The organism is Sphingobacterium kitahiroshimense (assembly GCF_025961315.1).
Classification (GTDB): domain Bacteria; phylum Bacteroidota; class Bacteroidia; order Sphingobacteriales; family Sphingobacteriaceae; genus Sphingobacterium; species Sphingobacterium anhuiense.
On record NZ_JAOQNK010000001.1, the window covers coordinates 2,302,622 to 2,324,231 of the forward strand.

The 21,610-nt window shown below is 35.4% G+C and carries 17 protein-coding genes; 9 read left to right on the plus strand and 8 right to left on the minus strand.

The window, feature by feature from the left end:
• Window positions 1-73 precede the first annotated feature (73 nt).
• A complete protein-coding gene (locus tag M2265_RS10460; protein WP_132771954.1) occupies window positions 74-2,521 on the minus strand; it encodes a mechanosensitive ion channel family protein in 2,448 nt (815 codons plus the stop codon).
• A gap of 348 nt (window positions 2,522-2,869) precedes the next feature.
• Window positions 2,870-3,667: a type I methionyl aminopeptidase gene (map, locus tag M2265_RS10465; protein WP_132771955.1), complete on the minus strand. Its 798-nt coding sequence runs from the start codon at window positions 3,665-3,667 to the stop codon at window positions 2,870-2,872.
• Window positions 3,668-3,883: 216 nt separating this feature from the next.
• Here map and M2265_RS10470 point away from each other — a divergent pair, with 216 nt between their 5' ends.
• Entirely contained in the window at window positions 3,884-4,720 is an 837-nt protein-coding gene (locus tag M2265_RS10470) for a helix-turn-helix domain-containing protein (protein ID WP_132771956.1), read from the plus strand.
• 37 nt (window positions 4,721-4,757) lie between these two features.
• Here the strand turns inward: M2265_RS10470 and M2265_RS10475 are convergent, their stop codons facing one another.
• The 4 genes from M2265_RS10475 to M2265_RS10490 form a co-directional block, all read right to left on the minus strand.
• On the minus strand, window positions 4,758-5,915 hold the full coding sequence (locus M2265_RS10475; protein WP_132771957.1) for an FAD-dependent oxidoreductase: 1,158 nt from the start codon (window positions 5,913-5,915) through the stop codon (window positions 4,758-4,760).
• A gap of 29 nt (window positions 5,916-5,944) precedes the next feature.
• A complete protein-coding gene (locus tag M2265_RS10480; protein ID WP_132771958.1) occupies window positions 5,945-6,700 on the minus strand; it encodes a helix-turn-helix domain-containing protein in 756 nt (251 codons plus the stop codon).
• Window positions 6,701-6,854: 154 nt separating this feature from the next.
• Complete coding sequence (locus M2265_RS10485; protein ID WP_207898670.1) at window positions 6,855-7,505, minus strand: flavodoxin; 651 nt, start codon at window positions 7,503-7,505, stop codon at window positions 6,855-6,857.
• Window positions 7,506-7,587: 82 nt separating this feature from the next.
• Complete coding sequence (locus M2265_RS10490) at window positions 7,588-8,571, minus strand: aldo/keto reductase (protein WP_132771960.1); 984 nt, start codon at window positions 8,569-8,571, stop codon at window positions 7,588-7,590.
• A 405-nt stretch (window positions 8,572-8,976) separates the two neighbouring features.
• Between M2265_RS10490 and M2265_RS10495 the strand changes: the two genes are divergently transcribed.
• From M2265_RS10495 to M2265_RS10510, 4 genes are all read left to right on the plus strand, one after another.
• Window positions 8,977-9,981 carry a sensor histidine kinase gene (locus M2265_RS10495; protein WP_132771961.1) on the plus strand — a complete coding sequence of 335 codons (1,005 nt, stop codon included), beginning with the start codon at window positions 8,977-8,979 and terminating at the stop codon, window positions 9,979-9,981.
• 6 nt (window positions 9,982-9,987) lie between these two features.
• The gene (locus M2265_RS10500; RefSeq protein ID WP_132771962.1) at window positions 9,988-10,740 is read left to right on the plus strand and encodes a LytR/AlgR family response regulator transcription factor; all 753 of its coding nucleotides are present in this window, start codon (window positions 9,988-9,990) and stop codon (window positions 10,738-10,740) included.
• A gap of 124 nt (window positions 10,741-10,864) precedes the next feature.
• Window positions 10,865-12,067 (plus strand): DUF418 domain-containing protein, encoded by a 1,203-nt coding sequence (locus M2265_RS10505; protein WP_132771963.1) that lies wholly within the window; start codon window positions 10,865-10,867, stop codon window positions 12,065-12,067.
• An 11-nt stretch (window positions 12,068-12,078) separates the two neighbouring features.
• On the plus strand, window positions 12,079-12,945 hold the full coding sequence (locus M2265_RS10510) for a helix-turn-helix domain-containing protein (protein ID WP_132771964.1): 867 nt from the start codon (window positions 12,079-12,081) through the stop codon (window positions 12,943-12,945).
• Window positions 12,946-13,003: 58 nt separating this feature from the next.
• Here the strand turns inward: M2265_RS10510 and M2265_RS10515 are convergent, their stop codons facing one another.
• A complete protein-coding gene (locus tag M2265_RS10515) occupies window positions 13,004-15,271 on the minus strand; it encodes an alpha/beta hydrolase family protein (protein ID WP_206368651.1) in 2,268 nt (755 codons plus the stop codon).
• A gap of 574 nt (window positions 15,272-15,845) precedes the next feature.
• Between M2265_RS10515 and M2265_RS10520 the strand changes: the two genes are divergently transcribed.
• The 4 genes from M2265_RS10520 to M2265_RS10535 are packed head-to-tail and all read left to right on the plus strand — an operon-like array spanning window position 15,846 to window position 19,904.
• Window positions 15,846-16,547 carry an ABC transporter ATP-binding protein gene (locus tag M2265_RS10520; RefSeq protein ID WP_132771965.1) on the plus strand — a complete coding sequence of 234 codons (702 nt, stop codon included), beginning with the start codon at window positions 15,846-15,848 and terminating at the stop codon, window positions 16,545-16,547.
• Entirely contained in the window at window positions 16,528-17,475 is a 948-nt protein-coding gene (locus tag M2265_RS10525; RefSeq protein ID WP_132771966.1) for an efflux RND transporter periplasmic adaptor subunit, read from the plus strand. The genes M2265_RS10520 and M2265_RS10525 overlap by 20 nt, the downstream gene beginning before the upstream one ends.
• Before the next feature lies 1 nt (window position 17,476).
• Entirely contained in the window at window positions 17,477-18,610 is a 1,134-nt protein-coding gene (locus M2265_RS10530) for an ABC transporter permease (RefSeq protein ID WP_021189792.1), read from the plus strand.
• Between the two features lies 1 nt (window position 18,611).
• Window positions 18,612-19,904: a TolC family protein gene (locus M2265_RS10535; RefSeq protein ID WP_132771967.1), complete on the plus strand. Its 1,293-nt coding sequence runs from the start codon at window positions 18,612-18,614 to the stop codon at window positions 19,902-19,904.
• 110 nt (window positions 19,905-20,014) lie between these two features.
• Here the strand turns inward: M2265_RS10535 and M2265_RS10540 are convergent, their stop codons facing one another.
• On the minus strand, window positions 20,015-21,466 hold the full coding sequence (locus tag M2265_RS10540; RefSeq protein WP_207902480.1) for an FAD-dependent oxidoreductase: 1,452 nt from the start codon (window positions 21,464-21,466) through the stop codon (window positions 20,015-20,017).
• Between the last annotated feature and the right edge of the window lie 144 nt (window positions 21,467-21,610).

Sequence of the window (21,610 nt, forward strand, 5' to 3'; positions counted from 1 at the left end):
AGCGTGGCAAAAAGCCGTTTTCTCATCGTTCCTTGATTAGTATTTATTAATTGCGTAAACCATTCTCATATGATTAGTCATTCGTATTATTTGACTCAGGTTCATTTTTCCACAGTAGCTCTTGTTTCGGTAAGGCCAGATCAACTCCATTCTCCTGAAATACAGATTGGATGGTTTTAATCACATCGCTTCTTACCTGACCCGTGTCTTTTAAAGTTTTCACCCAGAAGTAAATTTCTATCATTATAGATTGTGCTGACAGACTTCCAAATTGCACGGATACAGCAGGAGTAACGAATATCTGATCATTCTTATGTAAAACATCTACGATTAACATTTTTACTTTATCCAGATCTGACCCATATTTTACCTCTATCTGAATATGTATTCGTTTTTTAAAACCACCGACAGTCCAATTTAATACATTGGAATTCAAAAGATCACCATTAGGCATAATGAGATCAGCACCATCTAGTGTAGCAATTACACTGCTACGAAAACCAATAGATTTAACCTTACCGGCATGTCCGTCAATTTCGATTAGATCATCTACGTTAACCGGTTTTTCAAAAGCTATAATCAATCCACTGACTAGATTATTGACTAGTGATTGTAAGCCAAAACCAATTCCTACACCCAAAGCACCAATCACTAACATGATTTGATCCACGGGAATTCCGGCAGCAGCGAAGGCTAGGAAAAAACCGATTGAGATAATACTGATACGAATGAGCAGAATCCAGCTTCCCAAACGGAACTTTTTCTCCTGCTTATCATCGTTGGAATTCCATTGGGAGTCTGATGCAAAAAAAGATACTATTTTGGAAAGTACGGTGGCTCCGATCATAATAAGCATAAAAATAAGCAAGTTATATATCGAAAAGGTATAACTTCCTAACTGATGTTCTTCCTGAAAAAAACTTTTTAATGGTTCTGACAAAAGCCTAAACTCATAAAAATTTCGTCCAAATAATACGAACCAGCCAACAATTAAAATAGCGTAAAAAAAGAATGGGGCCCGCTTACCAACTCGATTATAATTAATGTAAAAAAGTCTTCTTTCCTGCTTTTTATAAAGATTAGAGGCATAAGTCAATCCCTCATTAACCAGCCTAATCACCCAAAGAAAAACAATCGCAACAACGACATTCATCAAACCTGCAACCATCAAAATTTTAGCAATATTGAAGCGCCCCAATACATTAAACAAAATCGAAAAAAGTTCCATTATGGTCATAAGAAAGATTGGTATAAGAATCCAACGCTCACGCAATTCTTGATGACGCTCTTTATTAAAAAGAATAAAGATACCAGTAACAAAACTTATCATGGCAAGAATAACCATTAACCATCTTTCTGGCCTAGAAGCCTGCAATACAAGATTATCTACGGCTACAAAGGCAAACAAAACGACAAAAATAACCCAAATACCCAACCAATATTTAGAAATTTCTTTTCTAAATATAATAGTGATCATCAAAGCAGATACCAATACAATTCCCGCAGTAAAAACAAATGGTGGATTAGGAAATAAAAACTGAACTACACTGAGCGTAATCACTATTCCTGATAGAAATGGAGAGCTTAGTAGCATACTTTTCACTTCTTCTTTATTATTTATATTTCTAATTCCAGATCGTAAAGAATAAAGATAGGTCGTTACGAGAAGTAACAATAAAACAGAAAGAATAATCTTTCCCCAATGCCCCTTTAGGTAATAAAAGAATACCAGCTTTGCTTTTAGTGCGGAAAAGTAAAGCACTTCGTGGATCGGCCGATCAAAATTACTTTCTTCCCAAAGATTTAAAAATTCTTGTTGAAATGTTTTATCTGAAATTTGCTGTTGATCGTATTCAATTTCTTCCATTCCAGTTTGAAGTTGAAGCAACTCAAAATTAACTTGATTCTGTATGGTCTGTATAGTATTAATATTATCTTTTAATAAAGTTGTGACAGGAGTTATTTCCACAGCTACAACTTTCAGTTTGTGAATATATTGATTGAGTTCCGTTGAGTCTTTAGATAATATAAATAGTGATTTATCATTACATAACGAATCAATCTGAAATCTATAACGAACCAGCTGGTCTAAATAACGATCAACCCGTTTCTTATAGATAGAAACCTCTGCATGAAGAGCATCAAGAATATGATAAGTTGTGGTCAGGTTGCGCGAGGTTTGAGTTGTACCCTTATTTTCAAAGACACCATCTTTAGAAATATTATGCCATTGGGAAACTTGATTCAGATCACGAATAAGGGCTACAGTATCAAAACCTTTTTTCAAAAAAGAGCGGGCTTGCCTCGACAGCACTTCGATTTCTTCAATGACTTGATTTTGTCGTATGGCCGCTTTATCTGTCTCTATATCTTGAAGACTTTTTTTCGCCGATTCTTTAAAAAAAATTTCGGTACGTGAAACGAAATCTTGCTTTGCACTATCTTGTGCCAACACTTTTGAATATGCGTCAGAAACAAAAAGAAATATGGTCAGCAGTATAGATATATTCAAAAAGCGCATTCTCTTTAATAATTAGGTTAATAAGTTTATCCTACACAAAAGATTATATGTCAGAGCACTCATCAAATTTAATGATTAATATTGAAGTATTTTATGTTTTTAAGCTAAATAATCGATAGGCAATATCAATTCTAAAAACATGAGTACTCATCTACAATTGATTTTAAAAACCATATTAACACGTAAATGGAAGATAATCGTACTCTCCTATATATCTTAGCATCACACCTTAATTTACACTGATCCTGAAAATAAGGAGACGGGCGGTTTGGTTGTTATAATAATCATGAGAAAATGATCTTAAATCGATCACTTTCTCATGATAATAGCACGGTAAGACTCCTCAAATTAGTAGTAAGAAGAGTTTAAGTTATTGTTTTCTTTTTCCGCTTTTTCAATAATTTTGATATCTGTCAGAATTAGAGGAAAGTTTTTCTTAATACATACATCCTGTTCAAAATGGACTGAAGGTTTACCATCTGCAGTCCGAATAGTCCAACCGTCCTCCTCTGTATAATTATCATCCGTTCCTAAATTAATCATCGGTTCAATTGCTATCACTAAGTTTTCTTTCAAGACCTTACCTTTACCACGTTGTCCATAGTTAGGAATATCTGGTCCTTCGTGCAAATCACGTCCTAATCCATGACCGACCAAGTCGCGTACTAAACCATATCCATATGGTGAAATATGAGAGGCTATTGCATAACCTATATCGCCAATACGATTACCATGCACAGCTTGCTCGATACCTTTAATCAATGATTCCTTTGTGATTTTGACTAATTGAATTACTTCTTGAGCAACTTCACCAATGATAAATGTATATGCCTGATCTCCGTGAAATCCGTTTTTAAATGCTCCAACATCTATGGAAACTAAATCACCCTCTTTCAAAGGATTATGATTTGGAAATCCATGTACGATAGCATCATTTACTGAAGCACAGATATGGAATGGAAATCCACCAAAATTATGAAACGAAGGAATTGCACCATGATCACGAATAAATTCATTTGCAAAACGATCGATATCAAGTGTTGTGATACCTGGTCTAATAATCGATGCAATAGCAGCCAATGTTTGACTTGTCAATTTTGCACTTATTTGCATTAATGCTACTTCTTCTTCTGTCTTATAAATCATATCATTTATTTTTATTACAATCTGTTACAATCAGGCTTTTAGCCAATAAATATCACTTCACCAGGATCAAGATTCTAAATGAGCACACATCCATCTAATCTACTGATTAAGTAATAGTTTGAAACAAATTTAATGACCATAATACAACTAGAAAAGTAAAAATTGGACAATAATTCGACATAGCACTGAATATATTTTAAGTACTTTTGTAAAACTATGCCCATTAATTTTTTTGGAGATATTAAACCATCTGATTCCATAATAGGAGAATCAACAAGATACTGGAGGGATTCTAATTTATTTTTTAAATCAGAATGCATCTTAGGTGCATATGTATTTTCATGCAAAGACTTAGAAGGCAACCAGGCACTATTCAATGACGGTCTTCCTACTTTAATTTTTATGCCTAATAAAACGGATATCGTTCATATTAAAAAGGCTGATCAAACAATCAAATTAAATGCGGCATGGGTATGTTGTGGGACAATACAGAATACTTACTGGCAACTACCTCAAGATCTTGAATATATTATTGTATTACGTTTTCATCCTTCATCCTTTTATCAAATTTTTGATGTAGCACCAGAATTCTTTCTTTCACATCCCGTCTGTAGCTTAACTGACATCATAAGTGAAAAATCAAAATTGCTAATCGATAAACTGTATCAAAATAAAACTGTTGCAGATCGTATGCAATTACTGGAAAACACCATGCGCACATATACTCCAGCAGAAAACCTACCTTCTCTGCTTCAAGAAGCTTTAAATAAAATTGAACAGAAAAAAGGAAATATATCTGTAGCAGATGTAATCCATGGTTTGGGAGGAAAAATAAATCGTAAATGGCTACAGAGAAGTTTTGTAAAATACATGGGAATTTCTCCTAAAAAATACATTTCTTTACAACGCTTCATTTATATATATGGCGAGTGGCAGAGCAACTATCAAAAGGATTTCATATCGAACTCTTTCTTATCTGGTTATTATGATTACAACCATTTTTTAAAAGATTTCAAACTATATATAGGCGTCTCACCCACGAAATTTAAATAAGCAGAAACTATTTCCTGCTCATTTAAATACAATATTACTAATCTTCATGTGTAAGATTAAAAAATGTAAGCATTTGCTCTAATGCATTATTGGCATGCATAATTTCACTATTCTTTAAAGTATCTGCTGTAGCCTCTGCACCTCTCTTGATCATATCTGCTTCAAAAAATGCTATAGCACTCTTTAAATCACTAAATTTATCACTGGTAAGACATGATGCCAATTCAAATGCATCTTGCATCGCAACATTGGCACCTTCACCAGCAAAGGGTGGCATCCGATGAGCCGCATCTCCAATCATAGTCAGGTTATGATTTGCTTCCCAAGATTGATCAAGCGGAAAGTAGTATTGTGGACGTAAAATTAACTGAACATGCTCATTTCTAAAAAATTCAGACCATGCTGTACTCCATTCCACAAACACCTGTCTGAACCATTGATCCGCTTGCTGCTTGTCTTTCAAATCTATTCCATTTTCTTTGAACCAATGTTCTGGACATTTAAAGCTCGCAACAAACATAATCGAACCATCACCTTTAGATCCGTATCCCACAAATTGCCCCTGCCCAAAAGCCATCACCTTTCCATCTTTCGCAAATTCAACAAGTTTTGGAGCATGAATAGCGGCATCATAGATATTACCTTCAATCAAGGTGATACCAGAATATATAGGCTTAATAGTACTAATGAGCGGACGAATTTTTGAATTAGCTCCATCGGCAGCAATTACCAAATCTGCATATGTAGTTGTGCCATTTTTAAAATTTAAATACCATCCATCTTGATGTGATTCCATGGACACAAATTGGCTGTCCCAAATGACAGTATCGGGTTTTAATGAATTTAACAGAATATCACGCAATGGTCCGCGGTCTATTTCAGGTCGGTCTTCTCCTTTTCCAATTTCACGATCATGATCATCCATGTGAATGTTAAGATCCTGATCGACAAGCAACAATTTACTTGCAGTGGGTCGGTGATGTTTATAAAACTCTTGAAGAAGACCTGCACGCTTCATCGCTTCTAATCCAGTACCTTCATGAAGATCCAACGTAGATCCTTGCACGCGCACTTCACGATTAATATCCCTTTCGTAAACATTTACTTCCACATTTTGCATCTGTAAAAGACGAGCTAAAGTTAACCCGCCAACGCCACCTCCGACGATAGCAATTTTCTTATTTTCTACTAACATTCTTTTTCTTTTAACACGATGTGGTAAAATTATTCAGAGTTAAGAGAAGATAATAGTATAAATCGGTCGTTTTTATTCTTCAATAATTCTTTCGGTACTACGCCAGAAAATTTTTTTATATCTTTTATAAAATGGGTCTGATCAAAAAAATTCTCTTCAGGAAACAATTTCCCCTGTGCAACATGATCCAGAGATGCTCGAAAGCGTAAGACATTGCAGTATACCTTCAGGGATAGGCCAAATTGCTGATTGAAATACCTATTGATCTGACGGCTGCTCCATATCACTTTTTCTGCTAATTCTTTTACAGTCACGGATCCCTTCGAGGCATAAATTAAATCAAATAAGTGTTGTTTCCGTTTATCGATTTGATGGGGAATTAAGGACTCCATTGTCAGTGTTGCTTTATTCATAAAACAATTAAAATCTTGCAGATCATCTTCAGAAAAATCCCAAAAATCACTTGTAAGCACTTTGCCTGAATCCACTAGATCGGAAATAGGTTGTTTCAAAATATAGTCGACAGCAAGTAATTTAAAACTTACCACAAACATCTTTATACGTGCGGGAATAGTCGCCGGTTTATGTTGTGTACCAAGTCCCAATAATATGATTTGAAAAGGATTTTCCGGTGATTTAGAAAATATCAGATCAATTCGTCCATCTGGTAAACCAACTGTTTCTTTTTCCTGATCAGATTGATTATGCAAAAACCAAAAGCTTTCTACATAATCCCAAAGGGATTTATTCGGTAAAAAAACGCCATAGTCTATGCTCTTATCCATCACCTTACAACCATATTTAACTGTGATCTGACAGCTGAAAATTCATAATTTATTGAAATATCAAAACTAATTTACAGATTATATTCTTACAGATAAATACTTCTCCTATTTAATAATTATAAATAGCATATACTTAGACCAGCTCCCCTAATCTTTAATTATCTATCTTAATCGTTGCTAGCCATTTCTTTATATCCGCTTTAACCTGCTCTTCTTTTGCACCTTTCATCACCAAAAAAAGTCCTTCTTTTTCCTTTCCGCCTGTAGTAGAATAGCCTGTTAAAACGGTACTATTAGCACATAATTGCCTTAAAGTTTCAAAACTGCTACCAATACCATACCCGCCATTCGTGTTAAAAGGAACAATCGTTTTCCCACTTAAATCATTTTGGGACAAAAAGCTTTTGATTGGAGGAGGAAGTTGCATTCCCCAAGTAGGAAACCCGACAAAAATTACATCATATTGTTTTATATTCTCAATTTGCGTTTTTAAAGGAGGCAAATAGCCTCCTTGATTTTCACGAGCAACCTGATCTACTGCACTTTGATAATCCAGTGGATAAGCTGTCATTAATTCGATCGGCACCAGATCACCTCCTATTTCTTTGTGGATGATCTGAGCAACTGCCTTTGTATTGTTTGTACGCGATAAGTACACGATTAATATCTTTTTATCATGAAGCGGTTTGTCTGTTATTGGAGCAGAGCTAGACTGCTCTTTTATCGGTTCTTGAGCCTGAGAACAGGATAATAGCAATAATAAAGCTACACTTAATAGTAATCCGTATTTTGTTAATGCTTTCATTATTAATCAATTTATTAGACAAATATCAAACCGTCAGTTTTTATTTTAGTATACGGATTACGGAAAAAACTACCCTTATTACTTATTTCCCTACTCGATTTTGTAAAGCTTCTGGATACCGCGCTCCTTGGATCGTAATTTTTGAAGTAGCTTGTTCAATCTGTTCCATATCTGCAGCCGATAATCTGATATAAGATGCGCTGATATTCTCCTGTAATCGATGGATTTTTGTTGTCCCTGGAATAGGTACTATCCATGACTTTTGTCCCAATAACCAAGCTAATGCTATTTGTGCCGGAGTAGCCTCCTTATCAATAGCGATTACTTTCAACAAATCAACCAAGGCTTCATTAGCTTTTCTATTCTCTTGTGAAAACCGAGGCACTATATTTCTGAAATCTGCGGGATCAAACTGTGTTAATTCATTGATAGCACCTGTTAAAAATCCTTTTCCTAATGGGCTGAAAGGAACAAAACCTATACCCAATTCTTCAAGAGTAGGTATAATTTCCTTTTCAGGATCCCGATAGAATAACGAATACTCACTTTGTAATGCAGTTACTGGTTGCTCTGCATGTGCTTTACGAATCGTCTCCGCACCCGCTTCTGAAAGCCCCCAATGTCTAATTTTTCCTTCATTTATCAGATCACGAATAGTTCCTGCAACGTCTTCAATCGGAACATTCGGATCCACTCTATGCTGATAAAATAAATCAATATAATCTGTTTTAAGCCTTTTCATGGATGCTTCCGCTACCGCTCTTATGCGTGATGGACTACTATCCAATCCTTTTTTTGAATCACCTTCCTGAAACCCAAATTTGGTTGCAATTACTACTTGGTCGCGAAAAGGGACCAAGGCTTCACCTAGTAGCTCTTCATTAATAAAGGGACCATAACATTCTGCGGTATCAAAAAATGTTACCCCTGCTTCATACGCTTCATGAATTAAGCTAATAGCCTCTTGCTTATCTGTAGCAGGTCCATAACCAAAACTTAACCCCATGCAACCCAAACCCAAAGCTGATACTTCAAGTTTATTATTTCCTAAATTCCTTTTTTCCATGATTTAATATTTTTATACTGACAATAAGTATTTTTTACAATCGCTACTTTTTCTTTTAAGATCTTAAACAGGTATTACAATGCAAAGTTCAGCTATGGTATTGAATAGTCGTGTATACAGATTACGGTTTCACTTACCATTATTACCGATGCTTATTCATTCTCTATTAAACAGACATCATTGTACATGATTTTGTTTATAAAAATCATGTAAGGACTGATGGATATTTATAAAAATAAACAGCATAACTCTATTTACATGCTTAAGGGAATGGTGTATTACAAAATATACTTTCGTCTTCATCCTTTATTTTTCGTTTTAGTCGGGTCAGGTATTTATTTTCGAAACAGAAGGTTGTATCTTTATAAATAGTACTATTTATTGTTGTACAAAATCAAAAAAATATTGTTAGCAAAATACAGTTCATGGCAGGTCTTATTAATCAGTATCGCTGCCGCAACATTTATTATATACCCGGATATCACCTGGTTACCTTTTGAATTAAGAGGATTAGAAGAAACAAGAAAAATGCAGCATATCATCTTTTTCTTATTTCGCTACCTGTTCTTTGTCTCATTGGTTTTTATTTTGATTAAAAGCAATCTGACTTATCTTCGATCTTCAACCTTAAAAAAACGGATCGCTTACAATCTTTTGATATCAGCTAGCGGCTACGTTGTATATGGCGGTATTTCATTTTTACTATTTACCAAAGTAAGGCATTTTGGAAGTCTTGTACTCTTTCAATTCTTTGTTGTTTCTATCCTGAGTTCGCTCGTGGGGTACATTATACAGCTCTATCGCGATAAGAGAAAAAAAGAACAGCAGATTGAGGAGCTAACCATGAAAAATCTACAGAGCCGCTATGATGCACTTACCAATCAGATCAACCCACATTTCTTTTTTAATTCCCTAAATGGTCTAACTTCTTTAATTCGAAAAAAGAATGATGAAGTCACTTTAACTTATGTTAACAAATTATCTGATGTATTCCGATACATTCTGCAGAGTGACAAAAAAGGTCTGGTTACTTTGAGAGAAGAGCTTGCTTTCGTAGATGCTTTTAAATATATGATGGAAGTTCGCTTTGCCAATAAATTGACCTATAACGTTGATATAAGTGATGAAGTATTGGACTATAAATTACCAGTGTTATCTATCCTCCCTTTATTGGATAACATTGTTGTACATAATATCATTGACAGCGATCATAAAATGATCATTGATATTTACTTCAATGACCGCAATGAACTTGTTGTTTCAAATCCTATTTACCCTAAATTGGTCGCACCCGTCAGTAACGGAACAGGTCTTAAAAATCTAGAAAGTAGATTTATATTATTACTGGAAAAACCGATACATATTGAAGATAATGGCAAAACATTTACAGTTTATTTACCCTTAAAGTAATTATTGATGCAGGTATTAATTGTTGAAGACGAAACTGCAGCTTATGAAAGCTTGGTTGAGATATTAAAAGAAATTGATCCCACTATTCAGGTATTAGGTAATACAGAAAGTGTCAGCCAGACCATTAACTGGTTAACTACAAATCCACCGCCGGATCTCATTTTAATGGATATTCATCTTTCTGATGGTGCGGCATTTCTTATCTTCAATCATGTTGAGGTCGAAATTCCTATAATCTTTACTACTGCTTATGATGAATATGCTATTGAAGCCTTCAAGGTCAACAGTATTGATTATTTGCTAAAACCAATAAAGAAAAATGATCTTGACCGCGCGTTGCAAAAATTTCAACGTTTTACACAATCAGATCTAGTAGCCTATATCTCAAAGATTACGCAATTAGCTCCTGCCAAACAGTATAAAGATAAAATCTTAATTCCTGTTCAAGACAGATTAATTCCAATTGACCTACAGACTGTTTCTTTTTTTTACACAACAGATAAAAGTACCCATATCTATCTCAAAGATGGCAGTAAATATCCTTATTCAAGAACACTCGAGCAACTCTATATTACTTTAAATCCTAAGAACTTTTATCGTGCTAACAAACAGTTCATTATTGCAAGAAATTCAGTCGAGAGCATCACCATCTGGTTTGATAACCGCTTACTTATTACACTTGATACAGAAACCCCTGAACGCATTTATGTCAGTAAAAATAAAGCTTCAGATTTTAAAGAATGGATGGTAAATATGTAAAACCATCGTCGTTTATTTCTCAGATTTTTCGTATTCAGTAATCAATATTTCGCTTTGTTCCATCCCTACATATAGGCATTAATAAATTTCCACATTTTTGCGACTACCTATTACAAGATAGTTTATGGAACCAGTAGCAAAACAAGCAATTACAAACAATAGAATAACTGTCATAGATGCTATTAGGGGTATTACTCTAATCGGTATTTGTATGACACATGCCTTACAGCATTTCGGTGCATTCACTAGTACTGCCCCACCACCATTGCCCTGGATCGGTACAATGGACTCGATCTTAAGCTGGATATTGCAGTATTTCATCATGGGGAAATTCTTTATTATCTTTTCTTTTTTATTCGGCTTGAGTTTCTTTATACAAATGGATAATGCTGCTAAGAAAGGTATTGATTTTCGTGGTCGATTTTTCTGGCGTCTTATTATCCTATTTATCATCGGTCTTATACATAGCGCTCTTTTTCGAAATGATATCTTGATCATCTATGCGCTATTGGGTGTACCGCTGATCTTTATGTATAAATTATCCAACAAATGGTTGATTGCGATCTCGATTTTCTTTTTATTGGGCGGTGCACAGCTATCTAACATTGTTTACAAATCAATTGCTCCAGAGATTCTATCAACTATTACTGAAACGATGACTGAAAGAAGAGGCCGTTGGCAAGAAATATTTTTCAATGGATCGATTTTAACAAACATACAGCACAACCTTAGTGAACAGTTACATTTTAAATTCAACTTCCAATTTGAGGAATATGGACGAGGCTATATGACAATGGGCTTTTTTATTCTTGGATTATTGGCAGGTCGTTTACGTTTATTTGAAAAACTTGAAAAATACAAAAATCAGATTTATCGCTTAGCTTGGATGGCCTTAGGTGCCGTTATATTACTTTATATTATAAAACCGATCTTACCGGCACAACATGGTAATCCAATTGCTGAATGGCTAGTAATTCCCTTAGATAATCTCATTAACCTATTAGCAGCATATTTATGGTTAGCTGTCATCATAGTTATTTACAGTAAAGAAACGATGCAAAAGAAACTTTCAAAACTTGAAAGCTATGGTCGAATGGGGCTGACCAATTATATGGTACAGTCGATCTTAGGTGTATTTATATTCTATGGATATGGCTTTGGTCTATATGATCTTGGTATATTTCTAAGCGTTATGATCTGTTTAGGCTATACTATGCTCCAGATTCAGTTAAGTCATATGTGGCTACAGAAATTTCGTTACGGTCCGATCGAATGGTTATGGAGATCAGGAACCTATCTTAAATGGCAAAAATTGATCAAATCATAAATGTAAGTAATATGAAAAAAATCACTCATCTAAATAGCGTTTATGCATTCAACATTTTCAATCATTTTGAAGTGCGCCATCCGTTAGTTAATATCGTTGACTGGTCTAAAGCAACCTTACGTCCAGATTGCAATGTCCATTTGGATTTATATTGTATTGCACTATCTATACTTGATAATCATGAAGGCAAGCTTTCTTTTATTGCTCCGGGCAACACGATCGGAATCGAAAATACGGCCGATCAGGTTTTTAGAAAAGGGCATGCCTTAGTATTTCATCCGGATCTGATTGCAGGAACAGCACTTACTGAACATTTAAATGTTTATCATTTTTTTCAAAATAACAGTCATCAAGTATTGCTATTAACTCCAAATGAATGTAAGATTGTATCTGACTGTTTCGCAAAAATCGAATATGAATTAAGTCAACCCATAGACAAGCACAGCAAAAAACTATTAATCTCGAATGTCGAGTTGTTTTTAAATTATTGTGAAAGATTCTATGATCGTCAATTCAGCGTTCCAGATCATATTAATCAGGGGATGGTAAAGAATTTTAAACAGCTATTAAATCATTATTTCAAGTGTGATAATTTAATTGAAAACGGTATTCCTTCCGTGGCGTATTTTGCAGATAAACTAAACATATCGCCCAATTATTTTGGAGACCTAATCAAAAAAGAAGCTGGCAAATCAGCACAGGAATATATAAAGGATAAGATCATTGATGAAGCTAAAAATAAAATTTACAACCGAAGTAAATCCATCAATGAAATTGCATATGAATTAGGATTTAAATATCCTCAACATTTTTCAAGGTTTTTCAAGAAGAATGTAGGCCTTAGTCCAAACGAATATCGGCTCTCGGCTTTAACATAAAAAAGCTGTCTTCCTTATAAAAGAAGACAGCTTTCTAATAAAATAATCTTGATCCTGATTAGTGAAGATGTTTACTAAAGAATCCCATCATCGCTTTATAAAACTCGATCTGATTTTCTTCTTTACCAAAACCATGTCCTTCATCATATTTAACCATATAGGGTACATCAACACCCTTATCCCGCAAAGCTTTTACAATCTGATCAGCTTCAGCAATTTTAACGCGTGGGTCATTTGCTCCTTGTACGACAAATAAAGGTGATTTGATTGCATCAATATGAAAAATTGGTGATACTTCTTTCGCGATTGCAGCTTCATCTTCTTTATCCAGATCATACCATATTTCATATAACATTTCTTTATAAGGTTTCCAATACTCAGGAATCGAACTCATAAGTGTAAAAATATTAGAAACACCAACATAATCAACTCCCGCTTTATACAGATCAGGTGTCTTTTCTAAACCTCTTAGTACAGCGTATCCACCATGGCTAGCTCCATAGATCGCGACATTACTTTTATCAACCCAACCTTGCTCAATAGCATATTGTACACCATCTTCAACATCATCCATCGCTTTACGACCTATTTGCTTAAAACCGGCACGAAGAAATTCTTTTCCATATCCACCAGATATACGGAAATTCACTTGAAGGGTTGCATATCCTCGGCTTGCGAACAATTGTGTTTCGGGATTAAAGCCCCAGCTATCGCGTATTCCCTGAGGACCACCATGTGGGTTTACGATCAAAGGAACTTTTTTACCATCAAGAGCTACTTTAGGCAATGTGATATATCCATGAATAGTCATTCCATCACGGGATTTAAAAGTAATTGGACGCATCACTGCCATATCCTCTTCTTTCAATTGTGGCATCAAATCCACTAATAGAGTCGCTTTACCACTTTTGGTATCATAATGATAATAACGACCATAAAGTTTGTCGCTTTGAACAACAACTAACAATTGATCTTCATTGTCTGTTTTACCAGCAATCGAGAACTCATAACCTTTAAATTGGCTTTCCAGATTTTTATAAATTTTCTTAAAAGTCTCGCTGACCGGTTTTATAATTACCTTTTCTCCTTCATATCCCACAAAGTCAATTTCCCAATTGCGCTTTCTGGAAAGAGAAATTAGATTCGCATCATATTCTTCATTGGCGTAGATTTCTCTTAATATCTTTTTATTTTTAAGATCGTACAAAACAATTCGAGATTTGTCGGAATCCAAATTAGTTAAGACATAAGCTTCATCGGAATTCTTAGAAGCATAGTTAAACGATACAACACTAAATGTTTCATCCCACTTAGTCGTATGGAAAAGTTCAAAATTTGTGGCACCTTGAGGCTTATAAAAAAATTGACTATTTATACCATTCTGCATCTTTGCATATCCACGAAGGTTACCATCCTTATCAAATTCATAACCAACTATTGCATTTGCAGGATCTTCATTCGTAAATAGTTTTTCCATTACCCCAGTTTGAATATTAACTTTATAAGGTTCGAATACCTGTTTATTATCTTTATTCATCTGGATAATAATAAAATCCTTTTGTTCCTTCAACATATTCAAAATCGATGCTTGAATATTTTCAAAAGGTGTCAAGTCAATATTATTAGTTCCATCAATATTTATTGCATAAAGATGGTAATTCTCGTTACCACCCTGATCCATGACGTACACTAAACGATCATCATTAATCCAACCCATACCGCGGATCAGCTCATTTTTTTCTTCAATAGCCCGAATAACTTTACCAGTAGCGACTTCTTTTACCATTACATGGCGTTTATTCTTATCATCCTTCTCGCGATATGAGATATATTTACCATTTGGAGATAACTGAAAACCGGATAGCTTTGGTTTCGCAAAATAATCTTCAACCTGATATTTAAAATTACCTTTGTCCAATGCAATAAGTGTTGCTAACTGTTCTTTGGTAGATACCAATGTAGTATCGCCAGGCTTAGTGATTACTTTATTTTCCAAAATTAAAGGTAGCTTGGCGTCACCTTGTGTATATGTACCTGTGATTTTTCCATTTTCCAATTTACCACTATACTTAATTCCTGCTTGCTCAATACTCAAAACAAGTTGCTTGTTTTCGAAAGTGACAACAGACAGGGGAATTCCAACAGCCCCCTGAAGTGGAACATCCATAGTACCCTGAACTTTACCGTCAGTCTCGGTTAAGTGAAAAATAATGGCAATTGCAGTACCTTGGTAATCCAATGTACCGGTCCAATCGCCTTTGATCTGTGCTTGCGTATTTGACATACCCAAAATTACAAATACAATTGCATAAAGAATCTGCTTCATAATTAATAAAGTTATTTTTGTATTAGTCGCATCTTTATCAATTTTGTTACACTTTTTTTATGGCAGAATCAATAATACTAAAACATCCTATCATCTAATGAAAAATACACCGCACGTATGAGCTCTGGCCAGTACCTCTCCAATCGCCCTTCTCGAATCTGCTGTTATATCTTAAGTTCTCTTTCTAACAGACCAGTGTTTAAAACTGTTACTCCCTCCTAATTTATCTGCACCCATGCAAATACCATTTTCTTTTCTTCTCAAAAAGTAAATGCAAATGCCGGATTACTTACCGCAGCTCTTTTCATCCATTGAGCACTTTCGATCACATAATTCCTGCTCAATAAGGCCGTCCAATAAAGCATTTTACTATTCAGCACAGCCAGTTATATTACCTTATTAAGCTTTTTGATATTTGTGCAAACCTACATACCATATCGCACGTTCAAAAACAGTTAGGGAAGTACCTCAGTTAAATGATCGTTTATCTATCACTTTCTATAAAATTTTATCGATATTCGTGTAAGTCGGTGCAAACATTGCCTCTTACCACTTGTTTTAATAAAAATTCGACATGCAACAAGGAATCGTCACACTAAAAAACGTTAAAAAAATTTACAAGACAGGCGATTCTGTTATAACTGCATTAGATACTACCAATGTTAGTTTTGAGACAAATAAATTGACTTTAATAATGGGGCCTTCGGGTAGTGGAAAGACAACACTATTATCAATTTTAGGCTTTGTGATCTATCCTACCGCTGGTGATGTTTTTTATAAAGAAACACATGTTAACAACTTAAAGGAATCCGATTTAGCACAATTACGGTTACATGAAATCGGTTTTGTATTTCAACAGTTTAATCTTATAGAACCATTAAATGCTTTAGAAAATGTAATCCAACCACTCATTTTGCAAGGCATTACAAAAAAGGAAGCTATCGTCCGTGCAAGCAGAGCTTTGGATGAAGTAGGATTATCAACTAAAATGAAGACACTTCCAAAAAGATTAAGTGGGGGACAGAAACAACGGGTAGCAATTGCGCGTGCTTTGGTGACTAATCCTGCAATGATCCTATGTGACGAACCAACCGCATCGCTTGATGCTAAAAGTGCCACAAGCATTATGCAAGAACTAAAAACACTAGCTTCCAAAAACAAGGCAGTCATTATTGTTACCCATGATTTACGTCTGCGCAAATATGCAGATAAAGTAATATATGTAGAAGAAGGAAAAGTTTCAGATGTGATTAATAATGAACAAGATTACAAATAGAATCGCGATAACTATAGCTATTGTAATGATGACAATGGCCTGCACTTCGGATAAGAAGCCGAAAACATCACATACTAATAAACAAATCTTACAAGATATAACCGAAATAAAAGCGATTGGTAAGATAATTCCTTCAGAAGATTGGGCCATTATTGCTAGCACAACCGCTGCAATTATTAAACAGGTACTGATTAAAGAGGGAGATACAGTTCAGGCAGGAGAGCTTCTTGTACTACTTGATAAAGGCAATATTACATTAGATATCGAGCAAGAGCAAACAAAGTTAAATGCGGCAGTCACCGAAAACAGAACTACAGTTGAGGATATTGAAAAAGCAAACTTAAATCTAAAAGAATTGCAAGCTAAATATGAAACTTCTAAACGTCTGTTTGCCCAAAATGCAGAGTCAAAAGAGGTAATGGAAACGGATCTTACCAGTTGGCGACAACAAGAATTAACGTTAAAAGGTCTTCAAGAAAAACGCAGAGCGCAGCAGATAAAAGAACATGAACAATATTTACAGATTCAAAAAATACAGAATCAGGAGAATGATTTCAACATAAATGCACGTAAATCAGGAATTATTATGGATCTAACTGCCAAAGTTGGGCAAAGTGTCGGCAATGCAAATGAGCTTGGAAAAATAGTGAATGTTTCAAACCCAATTATTGAAGCCGAAGTCGATGAATTATTTGCTCAGGATGTTAAAATTGGTCAATCGGTAACTATCCTGCCGGTAGGCAGAAAAGATAATCCTACTACGGGACAGATCTTCTACATAAGCCCCATCTTATCGAACAAATCGATTCTATATGAAACCGCAAATGAAGGAGAAGACCGCCGTGTTCGAAAAATAAAAATACAGGTAAATAACAATAATCAACTACCTATCAATGCCAAGGTAGACTGTACAATAAAGATGAAATAGCATGTTAGCATTAGCTTTTAAATTCATCAAATATGATCGCGCAAAAAGTGTAGGAATCATTACGGCAATTGTCATCAGTATCTTTCTAATCGGACAACAGCTCGGGCTCCTTTTTTTTCTGATGGGGCTAATGGGAAATCTAGTGGGCAATGCTCCTGTTCAAGAAAATGATCTATGGATTATTGAAGCACAGAGTAACAATATAAATGCTGTAAATAGTATCGATAAGCGACTGGTTCAGCAAATAGGGAGCTTAAACGATATTGAGCATACCTATCCTGTAATATTAGCACCAGCACGAGCAACTTTTTTAGATGGAAAAACGGCTTCAGTAACGCTAATTGGTGCCGATGCTCCAGACTTTGTTATGGGCCCTAAGACCGAAAGGATAAAGGAAGGAAATTTATCTTCATTAACAACTCCAAGTACAGTGTCGGCCGAGTTTTTCAGTTCAAAAACATGGAATACAAATTTATTTGTCGATAAAGCCATCGAAATCAATGGTCAAAGTGCCAAAATTAGTGTAATAACAAAGCAAGCGCAAGCTTTCGGAGCAAGTTTAATGTATACCTCTATGGAAAATGCCATATTTCTGGGAAATGTATCTCCTTTTAAAGTCAACATCATTATTGCAAGATTAAAGCCCGGAACAGATAAGGAAAAGGTACGCAACGATATTCAGCAATTATTTCCACAGCTCCGTGCTTGGGATGCCAAGAAATTGCAACAGTCAACAATCAAAGAAATCTTGATTACCTCCAATATGGGAATGAGCTTTGGAACTCTTGTCCTTTTCGCTATGATTAGTGGCTTTTTCATTATCGGACTTACCTTATATTCATCTGCTTTAGATAGAATTAAAGATTATGGGACGCTAAAAGCGATCGGAGCAAAAAAAAGCTATGTAAATAAACTTATTATTGCTCAAGCATTTTTATATGCTGTCATTGGCTATCTTATTGCCATGTTTTTATTGGCAGGATTTAAATTCGGTGTTGCCGGTGCTGGATTAGTAATTGATATTTCCCCACTTTTTGCCTTGTTTCTACTATTCATTACATTGCTTATTTCAATTGGCGGTTCATTATTTGCAGTTAGAAAAATAACCAAATTAGAACCGGCATCTGTTTTTTAACATGAAGAAGATCCTATTTACTATACTAACAATTTTTCCAATCTTCGTTCAAGCACAAAAATTGAGCATTGCACAACTATGGAAAGAGGTTGATAAAAACCTCATATACCAACAAGATCTTTTAAAAAGAGGAATTAAAATACAGGAATTAAAAGAATTAAGAAATACTCGTATTCCGGTATTTTACATAGATGCTAACCTGCAACGGAATCTTATTATCCCGACCACGCCAGTCCCGGCAATTGCATTTGATCCGAATGCATTGGAAGGTGCTATACTTCCTTTAAAATTTGCCACAAAATGGTCTTCCAAAGCGGGAATACAGATGGAATGGAATTTATTTGATCCAAAACGACAGCTCGATGAGAAACAAAAATCATTTGAAATACAAAAAGAAGATATCAACAAAGAGCAACATATACAAGAGTGGAAAAAAAATGCTACACTAGCTTATGCTTCTGTTGTACTTGCAACACAACAGTATGAGCTCGCAGTACAGGATTCTGCTTCTTATAATGAAATTTTGAAAATTAGCAAAGCTCGTTATGAAGCTGGACGTCTCCCATCTAGTCAGTATTTAAATGCGCAACAAGAATATGAACAGCATCTGATCGGACTATACGATGCTTGGTCGGTTCTAGAAGATGCTGACTTAGAGTTAAGAAAGTATACCGATCTCGCTCAAACACAATCCTTAAATTCAAATATCGAGGAAATCTGTTCTTTCGTCAAAAATTTGCAACAGGAAAATTATACCATTAAGTCATTAGAATTAGATCAACAGATCAACAAATTACAGATGCAAGGTGTCAAAAAACAGCTGTTGCCGTCCCTATCAACAAACGCCTACCTAGGGAAACAGTATTTTAGTAATGAATTCCGCTTGGATAGAGGCCATTCGTGGTATGGAAATAGTTACATTAATCTAGTGCTTCGCATACCCTTATCCGCTTATTTTACCGCACAGCCAACCTTGAAAAAAGAAATATTAAATTCAGGTGTATTGGAATTACAATTACAACAGGAACAGCAAATCGACCAGATCAATACGCAACAGCAAATTGTTAAAATTAAGACTGCACAACAAAAACTCTTCCGCTTTCATAATATTGAACAATTGGCAGCACAAGAAAAAAAAGAACAAGAATCACGATATCGAGAAGGACGCTCCATGTTATCAGATTACAATCAATCAATTCTCTCCTATCATAAAGCCAAACAGAATGTATGGCAAGCAGAATTTGATCTGATCAAATTACTCTTAGATAAAATAGGAGTTAATCAATCAAATTGATTGAAAAGCATATTGATTATAACCTTGAGAATTGTTTTTTTCTAATGTTGAGATAGGAAAACGTTCATTAAATCACAGAAAACTCATATTAAAGAAAACTAAATTAAATCCTATTCAATTTTCTTTACACAGCTCCCTCTAGGCGCATCACTTTCAAAAAGTACCATTTCTGAATGCAGAAATTTCGCAGCATCTGCAGAATCCTTCACTTTGACAGCACTCCGTGTTATCATTTCTGACTCATACTCCATCAACACGGATTCCCTTATTCCAGTTTTTTTCCAATGAGATGATCCACATCCTTTTGAAATACCCCGCGCTAATGCCAATGCGTCCAGTAAGGCTTGATTTGCCCCTTGTCCTTTAAAGGGACTCATAGGATGGGCCGCATCTCCGATTAATGTTACCTGCTTCCCATTATCCATAAGCCCCGCTTCAAGTAACGCTCGATCATACACAGGATAACCTGAAATAAGATCAACCTCGGTAGCAGCTAGAATCTGAGGAATAGGATCGTGCCATGGCGTCCTGCGGCATGCCTCCTCTTTAAGGGCCTGCGGTCCCTGTAAACTTAAAGCTTTTGCTTCATTTTCAGAGACAGGAAAACTAAGTTGCCACATAACAGAATCTGAAGTATAGGGCATGATATAAATACGATCATTTCCATTAGCTGTTTGAAAAACCGTCGCACCGTCCAATAAAGTGCTTGTGATATTATTGAGCGCACTCAAAGAACAAATACCCAATATCACCATACAATCAAGATAACGTAAAGGATTCACATCATCACCAAGCAATAACTTGCGGACAGAACTTCGAATACCATCTGCACCAACTACTAAATCGGCTTTCGAAGTTATGATTTCACCGTTCACTTGGAAATCTAAGACAGCCCTCCCGTTCTCATCTTGCTTAAAATTCACCAATTGATGTGCCCACTTAATTCTATCATTTCCACCAAGCTGCTGTAAAAGTGCCTGCCGTAGTGATTGACGGGCTATATGTACATTCGAACGTTTCGCAACCATCTCAACATCCGAAGACAACCATTTCCTCATCCCCCACTCACCTATCACTTCACCTGCAGTTGTATGAACCACATGCTTTGTGGAAACCACACCTTCGTCCAAAGTTAAAATACCTAATGAAGAAATAGCTTTACTAGCCTGTTGCAAAGTAAGTCCATAACCCTGAGACCTAGTGCTAAAGTCACGATCGCGTTCATAAAGCGTAAAAGGAATACCACGGTGCATACACGCCACCGCTAGCGCAATACCACCAATACCCGCACCAATAATAGCAACATGTGGATAATGCTCTTCGTCAGGTATAACTGGTTCGTTAGACAGAATCAAGCCCGAACCATTACAGTGCAAACAAGTATATTGATGACCTTTAGGGCGAACAGGTACATTGCCCTCACCTTTCATTGTTTCAAATTGATCGCATGCAAGCTGGTAATTTAACCGTACTTTCTTACTAAGCTTACGTCTTTTTTTTCCGCGTCCCAAGCATTCCCGGCACATCACCCAATAAGTTCCTTTATTTTCTACTCCCTTCACTTCAACTTTAATTTAACATATTCAGATAAATTAGCAATTTACGAGTACAGTAAAGCTAAGTGACCTACGTCTATGATACTACTAATAAATAGTATAAAACATTACTTTATCAATAGATTGCAACAAAGTAATGATACAAATTTA

Excerpts from the sequence above, each read along its gene's own strand:
- M2265_RS10480 (WP_132771958.1), bottom strand. The coding sequence starts at position 6,700 with ATGGATAAGAGCATAGACTATGGCGTTTTTTTACCGAATAAATCCCTT.
- M2265_RS10515 (WP_206368651.1), bottom strand. The coding sequence starts at position 15,271 with ATGAAGCAGATTCTTTATGCAATTGTATTTGTAATTTTGGGTATGTCA.
- M2265_RS10510 (WP_132771964.1), top strand. The coding sequence starts at position 12,079 with ATGAAAAAAATCACTCATCTAAATAGCGTTTATGCATTCAACATTTTC.
- M2265_RS10460 (WP_132771954.1), bottom strand. The coding sequence starts at position 2,521 with ATGCGCTTTTTGAATATATCTATACTGCTGACCATATTTCTTTTTGTT.
- M2265_RS10490 (WP_132771960.1), bottom strand. The coding sequence starts at position 8,571 with ATGGAAAAAAGGAATTTAGGAAATAATAAACTTGAAGTATCAGCTTTG.
- M2265_RS10535 (WP_132771967.1), top strand. The coding sequence starts at position 18,612 with ATGAAGAAGATCCTATTTACTATACTAACAATTTTTCCAATCTTCGTT.
- M2265_RS10485 (WP_207898670.1), bottom strand. The coding sequence starts at position 7,505 with ATGAAAGCATTAACAAAATACGGATTACTATTAAGTGTAGCTTTATTA.
- M2265_RS10525 (WP_132771966.1), top strand. The coding sequence starts at position 16,528 with ATGAACAAGATTACAAATAGAATCGCGATAACTATAGCTATTGTAATG.
- M2265_RS10500 (WP_132771962.1), top strand. The coding sequence starts at position 9,988 with ATGCAGGTATTAATTGTTGAAGACGAAACTGCAGCTTATGAAAGCTTG.
- M2265_RS10530 (WP_021189792.1), top strand. The coding sequence starts at position 17,477 with ATGTTAGCATTAGCTTTTAAATTCATCAAATATGATCGCGCAAAAAGT.
- M2265_RS10505 (WP_132771963.1), top strand. The coding sequence starts at position 10,865 with ATGGAACCAGTAGCAAAACAAGCAATTACAAACAATAGAATAACTGTC.
- M2265_RS10475 (WP_132771957.1), bottom strand. The coding sequence starts at position 5,915 with ATGTTAGTAGAAAATAAGAAAATTGCTATCGTCGGAGGTGGCGTTGGC.
- M2265_RS10520 (WP_132771965.1), top strand. The coding sequence starts at position 15,846 with ATGCAACAAGGAATCGTCACACTAAAAAACGTTAAAAAAATTTACAAG.
- map (WP_132771955.1), bottom strand. The coding sequence starts at position 3,667 with ATGATTTATAAGACAGAAGAAGAAGTAGCATTAATGCAAATAAGTGCA.
- M2265_RS10470 (WP_132771956.1), top strand. The coding sequence starts at position 3,884 with ATGCCCATTAATTTTTTTGGAGATATTAAACCATCTGATTCCATAATA.